We start from the raw sequence: 18,030 nt of genomic DNA on the forward strand, positions 1-18,030 counted from the left end.
CGTGAACTTGAAAAATGCGCTTGGCCAGATCAAGGCCCACGGTGGTAATCTGCATGGCGGATGGCTCCTTAGCTCGGGTTGCCTGACAGCAAACCCACTGTGGCACTGTGATGCCGGGAGCGGGAGCCATCCACCTCATCTGCTTTCAGCACCAGACGAAGCTGATTCTCTACGGCCGACATGCGGCGCAAAGCGGTCGTCATCGCGTGGGCCTCTCAACGGCAACATCAGGTCACGACGAGAAGTCCGCAGTGACGGACTGCACAGCCTACCTCTGCTAGCTGCGCACAGCGCGGCCCCCTCGCGACAACGCAAAGAGCCTCGTTCTTGTCGTCCAGGATCCCGACGCGCCGAGCGGAATGTTCGGTCATTGGGGCGTTTTCAACATTCCGCCGGACCTCGACAAACTGATCGAGGCCGAGAGCGGCAAGCCTGGCCCCGATGCGCTCCGGCAGGCTACCAACGATTTCGGCAACGCTTACTATGACGGCCCTCAACCGCCGGTCGGACACGGCGTGCATCACTATCGCTTTCGGCTGGCCGCGCTCGATATTCCGAGCCTGGGTATTCCAGCCGACACGGGCGTGGAGCGCATTTGGCAAGAAGCTGTCCTGGAGGAGGCCGAGCTGGTGGGGACCTACGAGCGCGACAGATGATATTTCGCCCGCCACCTGACTAGGGAAACTGGACGCATGTCCGCGTCGTTGCCGCGGCCCGCTGTTGGCAATCCTGACCATCTGCGCAATCGTGACATGACAGCGCAGCAGTCGCGCGGAACACAGGAAAGACGATCGGCAAACCGAGCGCCTATTTCGCGAAGATAAGGGCTAAAAAAGCAGGCGATGGAGATCGGGCGCGGCGCGATGGTGATCCGCACCGATCCATAAGGTCACAGGCTGCTTTCGCTAGTGCGCGATCTTCCGCCTCAACCAGTTAAGAAGCCTGTATCCGCGAATAGTCGCGCGAACCCTTCCGGCGGCCCACCGCGCTTGCATCGTTGCGCCGACGTGGCAATCGCAGACGATGTCGTGCAAATGCCAGTCGTCCAGTTCGAAGAAGCGTTTTGCCTCACCATACGTATCGTCCTTCAGGCCCAGGGCGCGCAGTACCGGGTCTTCGAAGGCAACGGTGATGGGTGATCCTTCACCACGCACTTTGTCACGTGCTTCGGGACGCAGGTATTCGGTGCCGGTAAAGGCTCCAAGGCACCGCTCGGGGCGTTGATCGAGAAGCTCGGCCCAACGCTCGATCCGCTGGTTTCGTGTCATTGAATAGATTGCCGAGGATTCGACTTTTGCGACCGCATGCAACTGGTCGAGTGTTTGGTGTTTCATGGGCAGGCTCCTCTTGATGGGCGAACTACCCCTCCTCACCAAAAATTATTGCGCTGCGACGCGCCGGCAAGAGTGAAGGTGCTGGCCGGGAAAGAAACCGGACTGGCGGCAGGAATGACCGTCAAATGCCTACCGGCTCAGGGGAACCCTGCCGTTTTCGATGAATTTATAGCCAAGGCGAATTGCCATGGAAGACAAACCATCAGTCACGGTCGGTCCCACTCTGCACGCGCCTCACGCTTCAAGGTCTACACGGGGAGTGGAAGCTGCCATTCTGTTTGACAGCCACGGCTGGAGAAAAGTGATCCTGAACGGTCAAAGCCTTGCCTCATCGGCCGTAAGTGCGTGCTCTCGCGTGCCGGAGACGATGATCTCCAGGACCTCATGCTCGTCGGTGTTCCTGATGTAGCGATCGCCGACGTTCTCGCCGCGCTTCAGCACCATCACGCGGTCGCCCACAGCGAAGATGTCAACGAGGCGGTGGGAGATGATGATCTGGGCAACGCCCTGCTTTTTCAGTTCCAGCATGGTCTCGAGCAGCCGCTCGGTCGCCATCACCGAGAGATTGGCGGTCGGCTCGTCGAGGATCACCACGCGCGGCTGGAAGGAGATCGCGCGGGCAATCGCCACAGATTGCTGGCGGCCACCCGACAGGCTCTCGACCTTTTGATAGACGGAGTTCACGTCGACCTTGAGCCGCTTCAGCACGCTGTCGGCTTCCGCGTACATTTTCCGCCGATTGACGAAAAGGCCCTTGCGCGGCCAACGGCCAAGAAAGATGTTCTGACCGACATCCATATTCCCGCAGAGCGCGAAGTCCTGGTAGATCATCTCGATGCCGGCGTCGCGGCTTTCGTGCGGGCTCTTGAAGCGCACCGGCTGCCCGGCGACGAAGACCTCGCCGCCGGCGTCGCGCTGGTAGGCGCCGGTCAGGATCTTCATCAGCGTCGACTTGCCGGCCGAGTTGTCGCCGACGAGGCCCAGGATCTCGCCGGGATAGAGCACGAGGTCGACGTTGCGGAGCGCCTGCACCGCACCGAAGGCTTTTTCGATGCCCCGCATTTCTACGATTGGTGCAGGCTTAGTCGCGTCACGCATGGGTGGTTTCCGCCGTTCTTGTGCGCCGCGCGAGGCGAACCCGCAGGCGGCCGAAGATGTTGGCCTGGCGCACCCAGATGTCGATCAGCACCGCCACGATCAGGATGCCACCGATGAAGACGTTGATCCAGTGCTGCGGCATGGCGAGGCCCTGGACGTTGAGCTGCAGCAGCGCCCGGATCAGGGTGATCACTGCCGCCCCGGCGAGCGCCCCGATCACGGTGCCGTAGCCGCCGAAGATCGAACCGCCGCCGATGATCACCGAGGCGATGGCGTCGAGCTCGCGGAACTGGCCGGCCACCGGGTTGAAGCTGCGGAAGTAGGCGACGTTGATGATCCCGGCCATTGTCGCGCAGAGCGCCGCCAGCATGAGCGCGAGGAACCGCACCCGGTTGGTGTTGATGCCGGCATAGGCGGCGGCGCGAATGTTGCCGCCGGTCGCATAGACCTTCTGCCCGAACGGCATGTAGGCGAGCACGACGCCGGCAATGAGGGCGACGAACAGCATCCAGATGGTCTGGACGCTCACCACCTCGGCGACCGAGCGCAGGAGCCCGTCCGGGAGCGAGATGCGGTAGTGCAGCAGGATATCGTTCACCTTGCGGCCAAGCAGGTTGTAGCCCTCGGGCCAGCCGGTGAGCTGCTGCCCGGCGACGAACCAGGCGGCGAGGCCGCGGGCGATGTAGAACATACCCAGCGTGGCGATGAAGGCCGGCAGCTTGAAGCCGACGGTGACGATCGCGTTGACGAGGCCGGCGCACATGCCCGCGAGCAGGCCCATCGCCACGGCGGTAAGTGGGTCAGCGTCGAGGACCTTCAGGAAATAGGCGGCGGTGCTGCCGGCGAGGGCGAGCACCGCCCCGACGGAGAGGTCGATGTCGCCGGCGGCGATGACGTAGGTGAGCCCTACGGTGATCAGCGCAAGCTCGGTGTAGTTGAGCAGGATCGCGAAGCTGTTGGACAGGTTCCACCAGTAGTCCGGCCGGAGCGCGAGGCCGGTCAGCCACAGGAGCGCGGTCAGGATGATGGCGAGCGCGTCGCGCCGGGCGAGGAACTTGCCGAATCCGGTGGCCGACAGCGCCATGTCGGTCGCCATCGCGCCCTTGGTCTGCACCCCCTCGATCGCGATGCCGCCGATCTCGTAGGCCGGTGGCGGCGGCCGGCCGCGGAGCCAGGCCCAGAGGCGCCCTGCCACCTGGCGGCGGATGAGATAGGGCTCGATGAGCACCGCGACGATGAGCAGCAGCCCGAGGAAGACCGGCACCGCGCCGACCGGCAGCGAGAAGACGGCGTTGACCGTGATTTCCTCGTCGCCGATCTTGATGACGCGCGTGATCGGCCAGCCCTCGCGCAGCACCTTGTCGAGCAGCACGACCAGCATGGCCCCGAGGCAGGACCCGGCAACCCGGCCGCGGCCGCCGAGGATCGAGGCGCCGCCGATGATGACGGCGGCAATGACGGTCAGTTCACCGCTGACGCCGTATAGCGGGGTCACGCCCTTGTCCTGGGCGGCCGACAGCAGCCCGGCGAGGGTCGCGCAGAGCGAGGAGATCAGGTAGGCCCGGATGCGCACCCAGTTGGTCGGGATGCCGGCATAGCCCGCTGCCTGCTCGTTGCCGCCGGTGGCGAAGGTCTCGTAGCCCCAGCGGGTCTTGGCAAGCACATAGGCGCCGACGACGGCGACGACGGCGAAGACCACGATCTGGTTGTTGAAACCCAGGACGTTGGTCTCGCCGAAGTGGAAGAACAGCGGATGCTCGCTCGCCTTGGCGGGATAGTAGATCGACTGGCCATGGGTCAGCGCCAGCACGAAGCCGCGGCCGATGAAGAGGATGGTCAGCGTGCCGATGAACGCCGGCACCTTCAGGACGGTGACGAGCACGCCGTTGATCAGCCCGATCAGCGTGCCGAGCAGCAGGCAGAGGACCACCGAGGGGACGATGCCGAGATCGAGGAAGCTCGGGGCGAACAGACGGGCGAACACCACGGCGACCAGTCCGTAGGTGGAGCCGACCGACAGGTCGAGGTCCTTGTTGACGATGACGAAGGTCATCCCGACCGCGATGATGGCCACCCGCGAGGTGTCGCGCAGCAGGGCGTGGAGCGCCTCGGTCGAGCCGAAGAACGCGGGGTTGACGAAAGCGCCGCCGAGATAGAGCAGCAAAAGCAGGGCAAGCAGCCCCGCCTCCCAGCCGCCGACAAGCTGGGGCGGCGCACGGCCGGGCGATTTGGTCGCGGTGGGCGCCATGGGTCCCCCTCTGGTCGTTGCCGTCGCTGCGGGGGAACTCGCGCCCTCCCGCACCGATTTCAAACGTTCCGAGCGAAATCAGTTCTCGAAGCGCTTGCCGACGTTTCCGACAGTCTCCTGCGTCACGAGTTGGGCGCGCGTGTCGAGATTGGCCGCCGCGATGCCGCGGTCGATCTGCAGATAGAGCTGCATAACCGGCCAGAAGCCCTGCAAGAAAGGCTGCTGCCCGAGCGCGCCGGTCAGATCGCCGCTCTTCATCGCATCCTGCTGGGCCGGGCCGAGGTCGAAACCGTAGGCGCAGATCTTGCCGGTCATTCCGGCCTGAGCGACGGCCTTGGCAAGCGCCGGCGTGAACACGTTGTTGCCGGCGAACGCGCCAACGACGTCGCCGCGCGATTCGAACAGCGTCACGATGCCGTTCACCGGATCATTCGGATTGGTGTCGATACCGGTGTTCTCCGGACCCGCGTCGACCTTGAAGGCATCAAGCTTGCCGGCATCCTTCAAGCCCTTGACGATGGCGTTGAAGGCCGAAGTGACGCGATTGTTCACCTCGATGTTGCCCATTGCGGTCGACGACGGCAGGACGATCGAACCCTTCTCGATACCCTTGTCCGCGAGGCACTTGACGAGCGCCTCGCCGGCGATTGCGGCAGCGGAGGCGTCCTGGCCGGTGTGCCCGATGCCGCTGCGGTTGAGGATCGTGCCGTCAAAGGAATTGGTCGTGGCGACCGGTATGCCCTTCGCCTCGGCGGCCTTGACAATGTCGTTATAGGCGCCGACCTGGGGCGTTGTCATGATCAGCCCGTCGATCGTCGGATCCTGCACGATCTGGTTCAGGATTTCGATCTCGCGGGCCGGGTCGTCGGTCGGCGATTCCGCGCCAAGCAGCAGAACCTTGGCGCCGATCAGGTTGCCGGCGACGGTCGCGCCGACGTAGACCGGATCGAAGAAGCCATTGCCGGCAGTGTGTGTCACGATAGCGAAAGTGAGATGACCATCGGCCGAATGGAAGTCCTTGGTACCGGGGGCCTCCTTTGCGGCTTCTTCGAAGCTGTAGCCGCCGACCGCCTTATCGACGCCGCCCGATTGTGCGTAGGCGTTCGATACGCCGAGCGATAACGCCGCGGCACACACCGCGAGCGGGAAAATATGTTTCATGATTATCCTCCCTTGCAACTAACGGTCGGAAGCCGTTCGGGCGCATTTATTCAGGGGATTCCGAATGCTTCCTTCCACCCCGTATATTCTGCCCAAAGCCTGCCCACGTAAATAGTGCTCCCACTTTCACCGACGAATTGGTTCAGAGCGGAAAGCATCCGCGCCGTCGAAAGGTCTCCTAACGCAACCGGGTCCTGCTAAGAGTTCGGAAGGCTTCTGGTCGGCGGAGCGTGATCCCGAACGGAAATCAGATCGACATGACGGTGTTCGAGAAGAAGTTCGACGCCGGGGCAGCAGCGATGCGGGAAGTGATGAAAACGGCGACTGCATTTGGACGGCCGAATCCGCCGCTCGCAAGCGAGGATTGATCGTTCGCTAGAAATTGGCCAATGCGAATGACTGCAATTGGATACAGTGACGCGCCTTTAGCTGTCTTACCCGGGAAGGTCCGCAAATGGCGCACCCGCGACCTCCAGCGCGGTCGCCGGTAATGTCCGCTTTAAGGCAGTCGCACAGCTAACTTTAATGACCGAGATGAGGCGCAAAGCGGTCGTTCACGTCGCGCCGTGCTTAAGTCAGCTTCGAGTCAAACCTTCGCATGCCTCGACTGTTCCAGACGGTAGCGAAGCTACTATTCTACTATCGCGTCACGGGCTGGCATCACCGTGTCGACTGACTGTTTGCGTTGGGATGACTCCGGTCAGTGGAGCAGCACTCGGTTGCGGCCGGTTTGCTTGGCAAGATAAAGTGCCGCATCCGCCCGACGCTGCAACTGCTCCGGTGAGATGGCCTCGTCAGCCGTCTGAACTGCAACTCCAATGCTGAGAGTGACGCGGCGCGACACACGGCATGTTTGCGTCCCCGCCTGAACTGGCGCGGTATGGCCGGAGTTCTCGCAATCGAGCTTGGCGCCAAATTCGCCGCGGGCATCGTGTTCGGCCTTGGTGTCGCCGTCGGTTTTGCGCTGGCGGGCTAGCCCCGCTTGCATGACCGAACCACCTCGCACACTCACCAACGCCGCCCTTGATCGGCTTCCGCTCTTCGCTACCGATCTGGAAATTGCCACCTCAATCGTTGGTCGCGCGCGGGCAAACTACTGGCTAAAGGCGGTCCTGCCGACATTAGAGCGTCGTGGCTTTCCGGCGCAGGATCCGTTGCACACAGGCCGCGCGGTGCCGCTGGTGCGTAAGTTCTATGAGGATTACTTGGCATTACCGCGGGCTTTGTAATGGCCAAGCTTGGCGGTGAGGAGAAGATATGGCAAGAGACGGCGCCGGCAGCGTAACGCACATGACGTAACGTAAAGACTCTGCTGTCGATCGAGCCGCGGGCGGACCTGATTCTGCCTGCCGGCGCCTTATCGGGCAACCTCCACCAGCGGCGCCGGCCATCTTCCCCTTGCTGAAATCGTCAAGCGACCTTGCGAGGGCGAAGACTTGTGTTTGCGCTCAACTGGCGCAATCCTTCCCCTTCACCAAATGGGGGAGCAATGACGAACATCGAAATCCAGAGCCAACAGGAATTCACCGAGGACGGGCGAGTCGGCACGCTGATGTTTGTGGGAGGGCCCATCGTCGGCGGTTTAGGCTATGCGTGGCTGTTGAACGAGTTGGCACGTTCCTATCCGCAGCTCTTTCTACCGTTATGTATAGTGGCGCTTGGCGCTTTCGTGTTTCTGATCGGATGCGTCAAGATGCTTGTTGGTCGAACCTACCGCCACAACGTCGTGGTCCAATCAGACCGCTCGGCCTAGTTGATCGCTCTCTACATCGCCGCCATCACCGCCTCGATGCTCGCTGGCGCCGTCTGGCGCTAAAGGCAGCGGGACATGATCGGAATGGCCGCTTGCCTGCTTATGGCTGGCTTAGGCGTCTATGTGCTGCTTCGCTGAAATGGCCCGCCGCCGAGGGACAGCAGCGGGCCTATCAAGGCCGGCGAGGGTATGGGGCAAGGGCTTCCGGCCAACATTTGCAACGAGGTACGCGAATTTGTGTTCCCGCGCCTCTCGCAAAATGGCCTGCTTGGGCGGTGGCCCGACTGCTTCCTGCGAGGTAGCCCAAAACAACCCTTGATCCCAGATTTGCGATGTAGGACCATAATCCTATGTGGGGCGATTTCTCTCAACAGGAGGTCGCCATGGTCAGACGCAATCATCCGAAGCAACTATCGGGTCAGGATTTGGAGAAGTTTCTGCAGGCAGCGGAAGGGCTGCATAAGGCCATCGTCTGCCCGCTGATATCGCCAACGTGCGAGCACTTCCGATCGACGCGGACCCTGCATGAGGTGCTGTTGAAGCCGGTGCGGGAACGGGGAAGGAAGTCCAGTTCATCCGGTGGAATGGCACAGGTCCGGTGCGCCTCTGAAAGGATGATGGTCACCCGTACTTAGCCTTAATTGAGTGACAGCCAATGCGGCTGTAAATTCACTCGCAGGCCGGTGCAATTCCAAGCACCGGCCGTTGCACCCGCCGTCGACTGCGGATGTACCAGCGACGGCGGGAGCAGCGGCAACAGGACCGGTGATCTGGCCGGCGCGGGCAGCACCCAATCGCTGCCCTACCGCTCAGGCGTGCGTGGCGGCACCTGATCGAGGAGTGTGATTTCTTCGGTCTCTAGGCTCGGGTTTGCTGCTGGCAGTTCGCCGTCTATGTTAGCTTGTCGACCGCTTCGGGCAGATCTTTCGTGATCCTGGCAATCAACTCATCGCGCGACCATCGGCAAGGAACGTCCCCGCTTCTGGTGAAGCGACGCCAGCGACCGCCCAGCCACGCGTGCTGGCTAGAATGGATAGCCGCCGGGGCCAACGTCCGTTACGCGGATCAACGTTTTGGGCGAAAAGGAGCATGCGAGCTCTCGGAACGCTTGCGATGCCGAGCCGTTGTGGGGTGCGATAGCGTTAGCGAGATGGAACAATCCGACAACCGGCGAATTTGTAAGATGAAGGGCGATCTGTTTCGGAGGATAACTAGGATGAAACGCGTCCTTGCCCCAAATGCGGTCCGACTGATGCTGAGCGGCGTAACCGCCTGTCTGCTCACGGTCGTTGAGATTCCCAACCCGATTACGCCATTGTCGCTTGTGTCCGAGGCAAGGGCTGCCACCGACATTTCGATCAGCACATTCTACCACGACTTGTCTTCCCATGGTGATTGGGTTTCTTACCACGGAGCGACAGTTTTCGTGCCGGTTGATGTACCTGACGATTGGCGTCCGTATACCCTTGGACACTGGGTCTATACCGAGCAGTATGGCTGGCTCTGGGTATCCGACGAGCCATTCGGCTGGGCGACGTACCACTACGGCCGGTGGGGCTATGCCGACGACATCGGCTGGTACTGGGTTCCGGGCACTCGTTGGGCGCCAGCATGGGTGAGTTGGCGTCGTGACAGGGAGCACATGATTTGGGCTCCGCTGCCGCCGCGCCGCGATCCGGATTTGATTTCAATCGAGGTGACCTTCGACGCGACGCCGGATTTTTACTGGGTCGTTGTCCCCACCCGCGAATTCCTTGCTGCGGACATTTCTGTCGTCGTTATCCGTGATGAGCCGGAATTTGTGCGCATTGTCGAGGCGGCCGAGCCGGTTGGCGATGTGACGATCCAGAACAACGTGGTGATCAACAAAGTCATAGATGTTGATGTGATCGAGAAGGAGACGAACCAGGAGGTGACTGTCGTCAAGGTCAGCAAGACCGACGCGCCCGAGCAGTCCGGCAAATTGGAAAACAATACGGTCAGGGTCTTTGAAGGCGAGGTGAAAGCCGATGCCGATGCCAAACCAGCTGAGATCAAAGATATCGAGGAGGTGAAGAAGGTTCAGGCTGGCCGGAAATCGAAGCCGACCGAAGGCGCTGCCACGACCGAACAGGCCGAGCCCGAGCAGGCGGCCAAGCCTCAGAAAAAGGCCAAGGAGCAGCCCGCCGCCGAGCAGCAGCAGGCCGAGCCTGAGCAGGCGGCCAAGCCGCAGAAAAAGGCCAAGGAGCAGCCCGCCGCCGAGCAGCAGCAGGCCGAGCCCGAGCAGGCGGCCAAGCCGCAGAAAAAGGCCAAGAAGCAGCCCGCCGCCGAGCAGCAGCAGGCCGAGCCCGAGCAGGCGGCCAAGCCGCAGAAAAAGGCCAAGAAGCAGCCCGCCGCCGAGCAGCAGCAGGCCGAGCCCGAGCAGGCGGCAAAGCCTCAGAAACCGAAGGCCAAACAGCAGCCAGCCGTCGAGCAGCAGCAGGCCGAGCCCGAGCAGGCGGCAAAGCCTCAGAAACCGAAGGCCAAACAGCAGCCCGCCGCCGAGCAGCAGCAGGCCGAGCCCGAGCAGGCGGCAAAGCCCAAGCCACAGAAGAAAGAAAACAAGGCGTGCGATCCGCAGACTGGGGCGAACTGCTAGTTAAGTGGGAGGCTAGGGCACCGCGATTGTTTCACCGCGGTGCCCGCTGACGGGCCCAGGAACCATTGCGACGGTAGCGCGTTCGAGAGACTGCCGGTCAGTTTGCCGGACCAATAGTTCAACATAAGGCCATCTGGCCATCTGGAGCGAACCAGCGCTTTCCATGCGCGAGAAGGCGATCCTTCTGATCGCAGCTGACATATGTGTCCCGAACTCGGACTGCCGTTCGAGCTTTGCGTTTCCGTCGAGGACCTCCGTGAATGCTCCGCCACATTGCGCCTAAGACCGGCCGGTCGGCCGATACCTCCCCAGTATCGTCGTTCCCCCTACTCCCACTAGCAAATAACCCATTGAAATCACTGTAAAATACTATTCAACGCAGCGCAAACTCCGACATCCAGACTGTCAAAAAGTTACGCTTTTGATTTTAAAGGGAAAATCGTCGCAAAAACTTTTTTGAGCCTTCACCAACTATCGGGACCAATCGGGCAATTTTTTTCACTTTGCGGCGTTCGACGGCGCGTCTAGCCGGCGTCGAAAAGTACCGTCACCGCTCCAACTAGCGCATTTCTTCGTTGCAAAAACCAATAGTCATGGTGGCCCGGAGGACGTAGTAATCCTTGATTTTATTGAGTTTTTCGTGGGCCAAAATCGCAGAACTTCCCGTATCATCCCGTATGGTTCCACGAACCCGTACAGTCGAACTCGCGTATTTCAATGACCCCTCTCGACCCAGAAGAGGTCATGACTTAGGAGCGTCCGGGCCAGAACGGGCACTAGACAGGTGGCCGCGATACATCACGTAACTCACCCAGAAGGCAGCTCGGACGCGTCCCTCGCCGACCACGCTCTTCATGGCTTCGCGCAGCCCCACTTCGTCCGGGCAAGTGCTCTTGGGGGCGCCCACTGCCCCGCCTTGGCCAAGTATTGCCAACCACCCGCTATGCTCTGTCGGCGACTTCTCAGACGCCCCCCAGCCAGGGAGAATCGCGCATTGACATTCCAATTGATTTTTGGATACCTGATAGTATCCTAGTAATCTTCGCGCGGTGAATCTGTTCTGAAAGCCGCCCTTGAGGCGCACTGGATCCGGTCTCTGCATTGACACTTATTGGGAGGAACCGATATGGCAACGACGAATGACGGACTGCAGAGCCTCGAGAGCATCCTGGAAGCTGCGGGAGGACCGGTAAACCTGCTCCGCGGCTCCAACCTTGGGCCGTACCGCTTTCCCGTCATTCCGCCGGAGTTCACGAACTGGCGCGACGAAGTGCGTGCGTGGAAGGACAGCTGCGCGCTGCTCGAGCAGTCCTACCACATGACCGAACTGCACCTGCGCGGGTCGCAGGTCATCCCCTTCCTCTCGGAGATCGCGGTCAACAAGTTCGACCCGTTCCCGGTCCTGCGCGCCAAACAGCTCGTGCTGGCAGGCCACGACGGATTCTACATCGCCGACGCCATCATCTTCCGGGAGGCCGAGGACTTCTTCCGCATCGTCGGCGCTCCCTTCGCAAGCGACTGGGTGCTCTACAACGCGCAGAAGAGCGACTACGACGTCGAGGCGAAAAAGGACGACAATTTCTCGATCCGCTCCGGCACCCGCGAGGTGTTCCGCGTCCAGATCCAGGGACCGAACGCCCTTGCGCTGATGCGCGAGGTGAGCGGTGGCGGCCTGCCGGAGATCAAATTCTTCAACATCGGTGAGTTCCAGATTGCAGGCAAATCCGTCCGCGCCCTGCGGCACGGCATGGCCGGCGAACCCGGCTTCGAGATCTACGGGGCCTGGGACGACCAGCAGGCGGTGCGCGAAGCGCTGGAGAAGACCGGCGAGAAATACGGGCTGCGCCGGATCGGCGCGCTCGCCTACTCGACCACTGCACAGGAGTCCGGCTGGGTGCCGATGCCGCTGCCGGCGATCTATCACAGCGACGACATGAGGCCCTACCGCGAGTGGCTGAACAACTACTTCCTGGAATCGGTCGCTTCGCTCGGCGGCAGTTTCGTGTCGGACGACATCACGGACTACTATGTCGATCCGATCGAGCTCGGCTACAGGAACGTCATCGATTTCGGCCGCGACTTCATCGGCCGCGACGCCTTGCTGGAGAGGGCGAACAACCAGCGCCGCACGAAGGTGACGCTTGAGTGGAACGACGAGGATGCAGCCGCCGTGATGCAGGACTCCATCTTCCCGGCCAACGGCACCCCCGCCAAGTTCCTCAACATGCCGATGCCCATGTACGCCACATTCCAGGTCGACGCCGTCATGAAGAAGGGCAAGGTTGCGGGCATCTCGACCTGGCCGTCTTTCACCGCAAACGCCAACCGCTTCATCTCGCTGGGGCTTGTCGACCTCGAGCATGCACAGCCGGGAACCGAAGTCACGCTTGTGTGGGGCGAGCCCGAGTCGCGCCGCAACACTGTGGAGAAGCACCAGGTCCGCGAGATCCGGGCAAAGGTCGCGCCGGCACCCTACTTCGAAAAGGTCATCAAGACCGGCAAGCACTGACGCGCCGACCGAAGCCGGCACCGCGCGGGTCGAGCGCCGACTGCCGGCTGCAAAACATGTCCAGATCACCTTGGAATGCGGCCTCGACATCGAGGCCGCAGACGAGATGCCTGTGCTCAGAACGACCGCGAGACCGGCCGCTTCTTCATGCGCATAGCGTTCACGATGAACCCGCGACGAGAATTTCGCCGGCCGCTGGTGATCAGGCGGTACCTTCCAGATAGCGCCTGTCGAAGACGCCTTCCGCTGCGTCGCGCTTCGACTTGTCGAGCAAGTTAGCCCTGACCATCAGGTCGATCGTCGTCCTGAGCGCCTTGTCTGGTACGGCAAGGCCGTCCGGCCACATGCCCATGCCGCGCATGTAATCCAACCCCCGCCACGCCAGGGATTCACTGTCGGGTGTGGTGATGCGCTGGAAGATCGGCAGGGTGATGCCATGGTTGGCCGCATCATTGGTGACCACATGCGCTTCGATCAGCGCCTTGAGGAAGCTGGTCACCACATCGCAGTTCGCGCCGAGCCAGGGAGCCTTTCCGATGATGGCGGTGAAGAGTATCTCGGGGATGGCGGCGCAGACCTCCCCGAGCAGGCTGTAGCCCTGGTCCTGGGCGAGGAAGTTCCACGGCGCGGGCTGCGGAGCGCAGTCGATATCGCCCGCCTGCAGCGCCTCCCACCGCTTCGTATGAATGCCGGCCAAGGCAAACTCATAGTCGCCGGGATAGTGCAGCCCTTCCGCGGCCAGCATGATCTGCGTGTAGACCGCAGTCCCCTCCGTCAGCGAGGAGGTGCCGATCCTTTTGCCCCTCAGCTCGGCGAGCGAGTTGATGCCCGGGCGCGCCACGATGGACATCGGCAGGCGCACGGCGTTGGCGGCGATGATGCGCAGTTCCCCTCCCCTGACGAAGTCGGCAACGGCGCCTTCCGGTGGCGTGATCGCCAGGTCCGCTTCGCCCTCGAGAACGGCCGTGGTGGCCTTTTCGACGCTGCCCATGCGCTTGTAGACGATCCGCACGCCGTGCTTTTCGAAAAGGCCCTGCTCCTCGGCAACGAAGACGGGAAGCCAGTTGAACCCCTGCGCTCCGCCAGCGAGCCGAAGATCGGCGAGGCCGGCAGGTTCCAGATCGATCATGACGATATCCTCCCTCGAAAACTTCCGGCGCAGCACCGGCTTGATCCTCTGTCTGGCGAGATGCGGCTCAGTCCCGCGCACTTGGAGCCGCCGATGTTGACAGAGGCATGATAATTTGAGATACCAATAAGTATCTAAAAAACAATCGGTATGTCAACATATCGAATAAGGGAGCCGGCTGGATGCAAGATCAAGCCGAAGGGAGGACGTATGCGCACCGCCATGAGTTTCGCCGATATCCCTGAACAACAGTCCCAAGCTCTGCGGGATTGCTGACATGAGCGGCCTGGCGCGATCACCACAGGAAGCGCTGATCCTGGGCATGGTTACGGCGGGTTTGCTGGCGCTTGTCGCTGCCGGGCTGCTGCGCTGGCTGCGCGCCGGGCGGATCTGGACGGACCTCCTGGTGCCGGCCTGCTTCCTTGTCGCCTACTGGCTCACCTACAACAAGGTGCCGTCTTTCCCGCCAGTGGGCGCAGTCAACAAGATCTTCTTCGTGGCCGTGATCGGGACGGCGCTCGGTGTCCTGGTCGAGGCCGTCGGCCGTAGCGGGCTCGGTCGCGCGCTTCTCCTTGCCCAACCGATCGCGTCCGCCGCGTATATAGGAACGGCCCGCCTGCCCGATGCGCTCCCGGAAGTGGCGGCAGCAGCACTTTGGGGCCTGCTGGTGATGCATGGCCTTTCCCGTGGAACAGGTCAGTCCGAGGACGAATCCTGCATGAGGCGCCCCACCCTGCTCGGCATCGCATGCGCCGGATTCGCGCCGATCGCGCTGTTGGGAGCATCGTCCTCGAGCTTCCAGCTCAGCCTGCTTTTTGCAGCCGCCATCGCTGCCATTGTCGCCGCCAACATCTCAAATCCGGACTTCGGATTTCGCTCCGCATCCCTCCTTGGCGGAGCAGGGGGCATGATCGCGGTCGCACAGACCGTCACGCTCATCACGCGCAAGGCCGACATGCTGGCGCTGGCCGTGTTCACCTTGGTCTTTGTCACGCCTTTTGTCGTCGATCCGGTACTGCGCCGGGTCCGCGCCACGAACAAGGCCGTTCGAATCGCCGCTTTTGTCGGGATGTGCCTGCTGCCTGTCGGCGCATCCCTGGCGACTGTGATCGCGCGATACGGCTCAAGCTTCCCGGTATGACCTGGGAGAGGACTGTCGGAACCATCAACAGGGAGGAACTACGACCATGCCGAAGTTACTGCGCACCACCTTGCTTGCCGCCACCATCGCCTGGCTGCCGCTGACCGCCGAAAGGGCAGCGGCCGGGACATTCGATATCGATCCCGTGCATTCAGGGATTGCTTTCTTCATCGATCATCTCGGCTTCTCGCAGGTGATCGGAGTCGCGAAGGAATTCTCGGGCTCGTTCCAGTTCGATGCTGCTCGCCCTGGGGAAAGCAGCCTCGATGTTGCGGTGAAAGTAGCAGGGATCTCAACCAACAACAGCCAGCGCGATAGCGACATCCAGGGCGCGGACTGGTTCAATGCAACGGAGTTCCCGCAGATCACCTTTGTCGGGCACGAATTCAAGGCGGCCGACGCCAAGGCCGGCACGATCTCGGGCGATCTGACGATCGCCGGCGTTACCAAGCCCGTCACGCTGGACGTCACCTTCAACAAGGAAGGCCAAAACCCGTGGGACAAGAGTCACGTCGTCGGCTTCAGCGCGCGCACTTCGATCAAACGCAGCGACTTCGGCATGAAAGTCGCGCTCGGAATGATTGGCGACGAGGTGAGCCTCGTTATTCAGGTTGAAGGGCGCGCCCGTTCGTAAACCAGCGGTGACCTTCCGGCAGGCAACAGGCCTGCCGGGCACCTCGATTCCGCACAATGGCGGGAAGCGGAGCGCATCGGCGCGGTCCGCCTCCTTCCAGCCAATTGAGAAATTCTCGTCAGCGGATTGCGCCGGTGAGACTTGCCGTGGCTTATTCCGCCGCCACGGGATCCGTACGCCTGAAAGAATCGCCCATGCCGCCTTGCGCGAAAAGGTGGCTTGCATGAGCGATGACATTCTCGGTCGTCTCGCGGATATGCCGGTCGACCAAATCCTGTGCAGTGGCGGTGTCGCGGGCGATGACCCGATCCATAATCATCTTGTGCTCGACGTCTTTTGCGCGCCATTGCGGACGAAACTGCGAGGACATCCTGCGGTAGCGGTGGGCGCGCTCGAAGAGCTTCTGCCGGATTTCGAGCAGGTTCGGTGAGCCGCACGCCGCGACGAGGGAAAGGTGGAACGCACCGTGCAGCGAAGCCCAGTCGTCGGATAGGTAGTAGCTCGCGCCAAGCCGGCTCTGCAGACGATCCATCCGATGGAAATTGGCCATAATGTCCGCCTCCCAGCGATCGTCGCCACGATCGATCGCCAGCTTGATGCACTGCCGTTCGATGAGCACGCGGACATCCGTCAGATCGTTGAGGTCAAAGAGCGAGACCGGCGCGACCAGGAAACCGCGCTGCCCCTCCGCGACAACCAGACCTTCGGCCACCAGTCGCGAGAGGGCCTCACGCAAGGTGGAGAAGCTTACTTCATACATCTCCTTCAGCGTCTCGAAGCGCAGCTTGGTTCCCGGCTTCAAGGCGCAGCTGATGATGTCGCTGCGCATGCGCGCCAACACATCCCCGGCGCGTGTCTCTCCGGCGGGCTTGAGGGTAGTGCTCATGCAAACGACTCCGCATTGAATTAGCGCGGAGATTACTGCGGATTTTCGAAATAATCAAACGTGTCGCCCTTGCGCGCGGGTACCCGCCGTCCGACGGGGAAGAACAGAGCGTATTGAACTTAGCGGTCGGACAACAGCCGCTCGGCATGCCAGCGCAGATGATCGTCCATGAAGGTCGAAATGAAGAAGTAGGAGTGATCGTAGCCCTCCTGCATGCGCAGGATGAGCCTGATGCCTGCCCGGTCGCATGCCTCCTGGAACAGCCACGGCCGCAGACCGTCCTGCAGAAACCCATCGGCCGTGCCCTGATCGACCAGGAATTCCGGGAACCGCGCACCGTCCTCGACGAGCGCGCAAGCGTCATGCCCGCGCCATGCCGCCTCGTCGCCGCCGAGATACTTTTCGAACGCCGGTCGCGACCAGCCAGCGGTGGTCGGCTGCACGATCGGCGCGAACCCCGAGCAGCTTCGGAAGCGGGCGGGATTTCTGAGCGCGATCGTCAGCGCGCCATGCCCGCCCATTGAATGGCCGAAGATCGCCTGGCGCGTCATGTCGGCGGAAAATTCCAGTGCGATCAACGCCGGCAATTCCTCGGTGACATAGGAATACATGCGATAGTTTCCTGCGTAGGGCTTTTGCGTCGCATCGATATAGAAGCCTGCACCGCTGCCGAACTGCCAGCTGTCTTTTTCATCCGGAACATCGGCCCCGCGCGGACTGGTATCAGGGCAAACGACAATCAGGCCGAGTTCGGCCGCCATACGCCGGTACTCGCCCTTGTCCATGACGTTGGCATGGGTGCAGGTCAGTCCTGACAGGTACCAGACGACCGGCAGCGGACCTTGCGCCGCCTGAGGGGGCACGAAAACGGCAAACGTCATTTCGCAGGCGCAGGCATCCGAAGCGTGGGAATAGACCCCCTGGATACCGCCATGTGATTTGGCGGCGGAAATCAGCTTCATCTGTTGTGGCATGTGTTCCTTCTCCGCCAAACGCCAACCTAGCCGGGGTATCTACCGCAGCGTTTGTGATTGCATCAAGCTTGGTGGATCGACCAACGGATCGTCCGGAATGGCCGTGCGGCTTCCGCCGATTCGGGAGAAGCCGCGTATTTTGCAACATGGAGCTTTCAGCGCGGCGTGCGGCTCATACCGATCAGTAGACCACGACGCTGCGAATGCTGTCACCGGCATGCATGAGGTCGAAGCCCTTGTTGATGTCTTCCAGCTTCAGCGTGTGGGTGATCATCGGGTCGATCTGGATCTTGCCGTCCATGTACCAGTCGACGATCTTCGGCACGTCGGTGCGGCCGCGCGCGCCACCGAAGGCGGTGCCCATCCAGGTGCGGCCGGTGACCAGTTGGAACGGCCTGGTCGAGATCTCCTGGCCGGCGCCGGCGACGCCGATGACGACCGACTTGCCCCAGCCGCGATGCGAGGCTTCCAGCGCCTGGCGCATCACCTTGGTGCTGCCGGTGCAGTCGAAGGTGTAGTCGGCGCCGCCGATCTGGTCGGCACCGC

At 61.9% G+C, this 18,030-nt stretch carries 15 protein-coding genes and 1 pseudogene; 7 read left to right on the top strand and 9 right to left on the bottom strand.

What is annotated here, in order from left to right; all coding sequences use genetic code 11:
* Positions 1–359 precede the first annotated feature (359 nt).
* Entirely contained in the window at positions 360–656 is a 297-nt protein-coding gene (locus AC04SI_RS31460) for a YbhB/YbcL family Raf kinase inhibitor-like protein (RefSeq protein ID WP_404284855.1), read from the top strand.
* A gap of 249 nt (positions 657–905) precedes the next feature.
* On the opposite strand, the gene AC04SI_RS31465 is transcribed toward AC04SI_RS31460, so the two are convergent.
* From AC04SI_RS31465 to AC04SI_RS31485, 5 genes and pseudogenes are all read right to left on the bottom strand, one after another.
* Positions 906–1,334: a hypothetical protein gene (locus AC04SI_RS31465; RefSeq protein WP_404284853.1), complete on the bottom strand. Its 429-nt coding sequence runs from the start codon at positions 1,332–1,334 to the stop codon at positions 906–908.
* 315 nt (positions 1,335–1,649) lie between these two features.
* On the bottom strand, positions 1,650–2,432 hold the full coding sequence (locus AC04SI_RS31470; protein WP_404284851.1) for an ATP-binding cassette domain-containing protein: 783 nt from the start codon (positions 2,430–2,432) through the stop codon (positions 1,650–1,652).
* On the bottom strand, positions 2,425–4,680 hold the full coding sequence (locus AC04SI_RS31475; protein ID WP_404284849.1) for an ABC transporter permease: 2,256 nt from the start codon (positions 4,678–4,680) through the stop codon (positions 2,425–2,427). The genes AC04SI_RS31470 and AC04SI_RS31475 overlap by 8 nt, the downstream gene beginning before the upstream one ends.
* A 78-nt stretch (positions 4,681–4,758) precedes the next feature.
* Positions 4,759–5,841 (bottom strand): substrate-binding domain-containing protein, encoded by a 1,083-nt coding sequence (locus AC04SI_RS31480; RefSeq protein ID WP_120019063.1) that lies wholly within the window; start codon positions 5,839–5,841, stop codon positions 4,759–4,761.
* A 700-nt stretch (positions 5,842–6,541) separates the two neighbouring features.
* Positions 6,542–6,688, bottom strand: a pseudogene (locus AC04SI_RS31485) (diguanylate cyclase domain-containing protein); the annotation flags it as partial.
* Between the two features lie 139 nt (positions 6,689–6,827).
* Here AC04SI_RS31485 and AC04SI_RS31490 point away from each other — a divergent pair.
* The 4 genes from AC04SI_RS31490 to AC04SI_RS31505 all read left to right on the top strand — a co-directional run bounded on the left by AC04SI_RS31490 (position 6,828) and on the right by AC04SI_RS31505 (position 12,720).
* A complete protein-coding gene (locus AC04SI_RS31490; protein WP_404284847.1) occupies positions 6,828–7,070 on the top strand; it encodes a hypothetical protein in 243 nt (80 codons plus the stop codon).
* Positions 7,071–7,330: 260 nt separating this feature from the next.
* A complete protein-coding gene (locus tag AC04SI_RS31495) occupies positions 7,331–7,594 on the top strand; it encodes a hypothetical protein (RefSeq protein WP_488475566.1) in 264 nt (87 codons plus the stop codon).
* 1,216 nt (positions 7,595–8,810) lie between these two features.
* Complete coding sequence (locus tag AC04SI_RS31500) at positions 8,811–10,211, top strand: DUF6600 domain-containing protein (protein ID WP_404284843.1); 1,401 nt, start codon at positions 8,811–8,813, stop codon at positions 10,209–10,211.
* Between the two features lie 1,126 nt (positions 10,212–11,337).
* Positions 11,338–12,720, top strand: a complete 1,383-nt coding sequence (locus AC04SI_RS31505) for an aminomethyl transferase family protein (protein ID WP_404284841.1) — start codon at positions 11,338–11,340, stop codon at positions 12,718–12,720.
* A gap of 202 nt (positions 12,721–12,922) precedes the next feature.
* On the opposite strand, the gene AC04SI_RS31510 is transcribed toward AC04SI_RS31505, so the two are convergent.
* Positions 12,923–13,849, bottom strand: coding sequence for an ABC transporter substrate-binding protein (locus AC04SI_RS31510; RefSeq protein ID WP_404284839.1), 927 nt, complete (start codon positions 13,847–13,849; stop codon positions 12,923–12,925).
* 277 nt (positions 13,850–14,126) lie between these two features.
* Between AC04SI_RS31510 and AC04SI_RS31515 the strand changes: the two genes are divergently transcribed.
* The gene (locus AC04SI_RS31515; RefSeq protein ID WP_404284837.1) at positions 14,127–14,990 is read left to right on the top strand and encodes a hypothetical protein; all 864 of its coding nucleotides are present in this window, start codon (positions 14,127–14,129) and stop codon (positions 14,988–14,990) included.
* 46 nt (positions 14,991–15,036) lie between these two features.
* Positions 15,037–15,624: a YceI family protein gene (locus AC04SI_RS31520; protein WP_488475567.1), complete on the top strand. Its 588-nt coding sequence runs from the start codon at positions 15,037–15,039 to the stop codon at positions 15,622–15,624.
* A gap of 151 nt (positions 15,625–15,775) precedes the next feature.
* Here AC04SI_RS31520 and AC04SI_RS31525 read toward each other — a convergent pair whose 3' ends face one another.
* From AC04SI_RS31525 to AC04SI_RS31535, 3 genes are all read right to left on the bottom strand, one after another.
* Positions 15,776–16,510, bottom strand: a complete 735-nt coding sequence (locus AC04SI_RS31525) for an FCD domain-containing protein (protein ID WP_404284833.1) — start codon at positions 16,508–16,510, stop codon at positions 15,776–15,778.
* A gap of 119 nt (positions 16,511–16,629) precedes the next feature.
* Positions 16,630–17,484: an S-formylglutathione hydrolase gene (gene fghA, locus AC04SI_RS31530; protein ID WP_404284831.1), complete on the bottom strand. Its 855-nt coding sequence runs from the start codon at positions 17,482–17,484 to the stop codon at positions 16,630–16,632.
* 181 nt (positions 17,485–17,665) lie between these two features.
* Positions 17,666–18,030, bottom strand: a 365-nt coding sequence (locus AC04SI_RS31535; protein ID WP_488475568.1) for a zinc-binding dehydrogenase, incomplete at its 5' end; no start/stop codon positions are given.

The organism is Mesorhizobium sp. CNPSo 4689 (assembly GCF_057784325.1).

Excerpts from the sequence above, each read along its gene's own strand:
- AC04SI_RS31460 (WP_404284855.1), top strand. The coding sequence starts at position 360 with ATGTTCGGTCATTGGGGCGTTTTCAACATTCCGCCGGACCTCGACAAA.
- AC04SI_RS31465 (WP_404284853.1), bottom strand. The coding sequence starts at position 1,334 with ATGAAACACCAAACACTCGACCAGTTGCATGCGGTCGCAAAAGTCGAA.
- AC04SI_RS31470 (WP_404284851.1), bottom strand. The coding sequence starts at position 2,432 with ATGCGTGACGCGACTAAGCCTGCACCAATCGTAGAAATGCGGGGCATC.
- AC04SI_RS31475 (WP_404284849.1), bottom strand. The coding sequence starts at position 4,680 with ATGGCGCCCACCGCGACCAAATCGCCCGGCCGTGCGCCGCCCCAGCTT.
- AC04SI_RS31480 (WP_120019063.1), bottom strand. The coding sequence starts at position 5,841 with ATGAAACATATTTTCCCGCTCGCGGTGTGTGCCGCGGCGTTATCGCTC.
- AC04SI_RS31490 (WP_404284847.1), top strand. The coding sequence starts at position 6,828 with ATGACCGAACCACCTCGCACACTCACCAACGCCGCCCTTGATCGGCTT.
- AC04SI_RS31495 (WP_488475566.1), top strand. The coding sequence starts at position 7,331 with ATGACGAACATCGAAATCCAGAGCCAACAGGAATTCACCGAGGACGGG.
- AC04SI_RS31500 (WP_404284843.1), top strand. The coding sequence starts at position 8,811 with ATGAAACGCGTCCTTGCCCCAAATGCGGTCCGACTGATGCTGAGCGGC.
- AC04SI_RS31505 (WP_404284841.1), top strand. The coding sequence starts at position 11,338 with ATGGCAACGACGAATGACGGACTGCAGAGCCTCGAGAGCATCCTGGAA.
- AC04SI_RS31510 (WP_404284839.1), bottom strand. The coding sequence starts at position 13,849 with ATGATCGATCTGGAACCTGCCGGCCTCGCCGATCTTCGGCTCGCTGGC.
- AC04SI_RS31515 (WP_404284837.1), top strand. The coding sequence starts at position 14,127 with ATGAGCGGCCTGGCGCGATCACCACAGGAAGCGCTGATCCTGGGCATG.
- AC04SI_RS31520 (WP_488475567.1), top strand. The coding sequence starts at position 15,037 with ATGCCGAAGTTACTGCGCACCACCTTGCTTGCCGCCACCATCGCCTGG.
- AC04SI_RS31525 (WP_404284833.1), bottom strand. The coding sequence starts at position 16,510 with ATGAGCACTACCCTCAAGCCCGCCGGAGAGACACGCGCCGGGGATGTG.
- fghA (WP_404284831.1), bottom strand. The coding sequence starts at position 17,484 with ATGCCACAACAGATGAAGCTGATTTCCGCCGCCAAATCACATGGCGGT.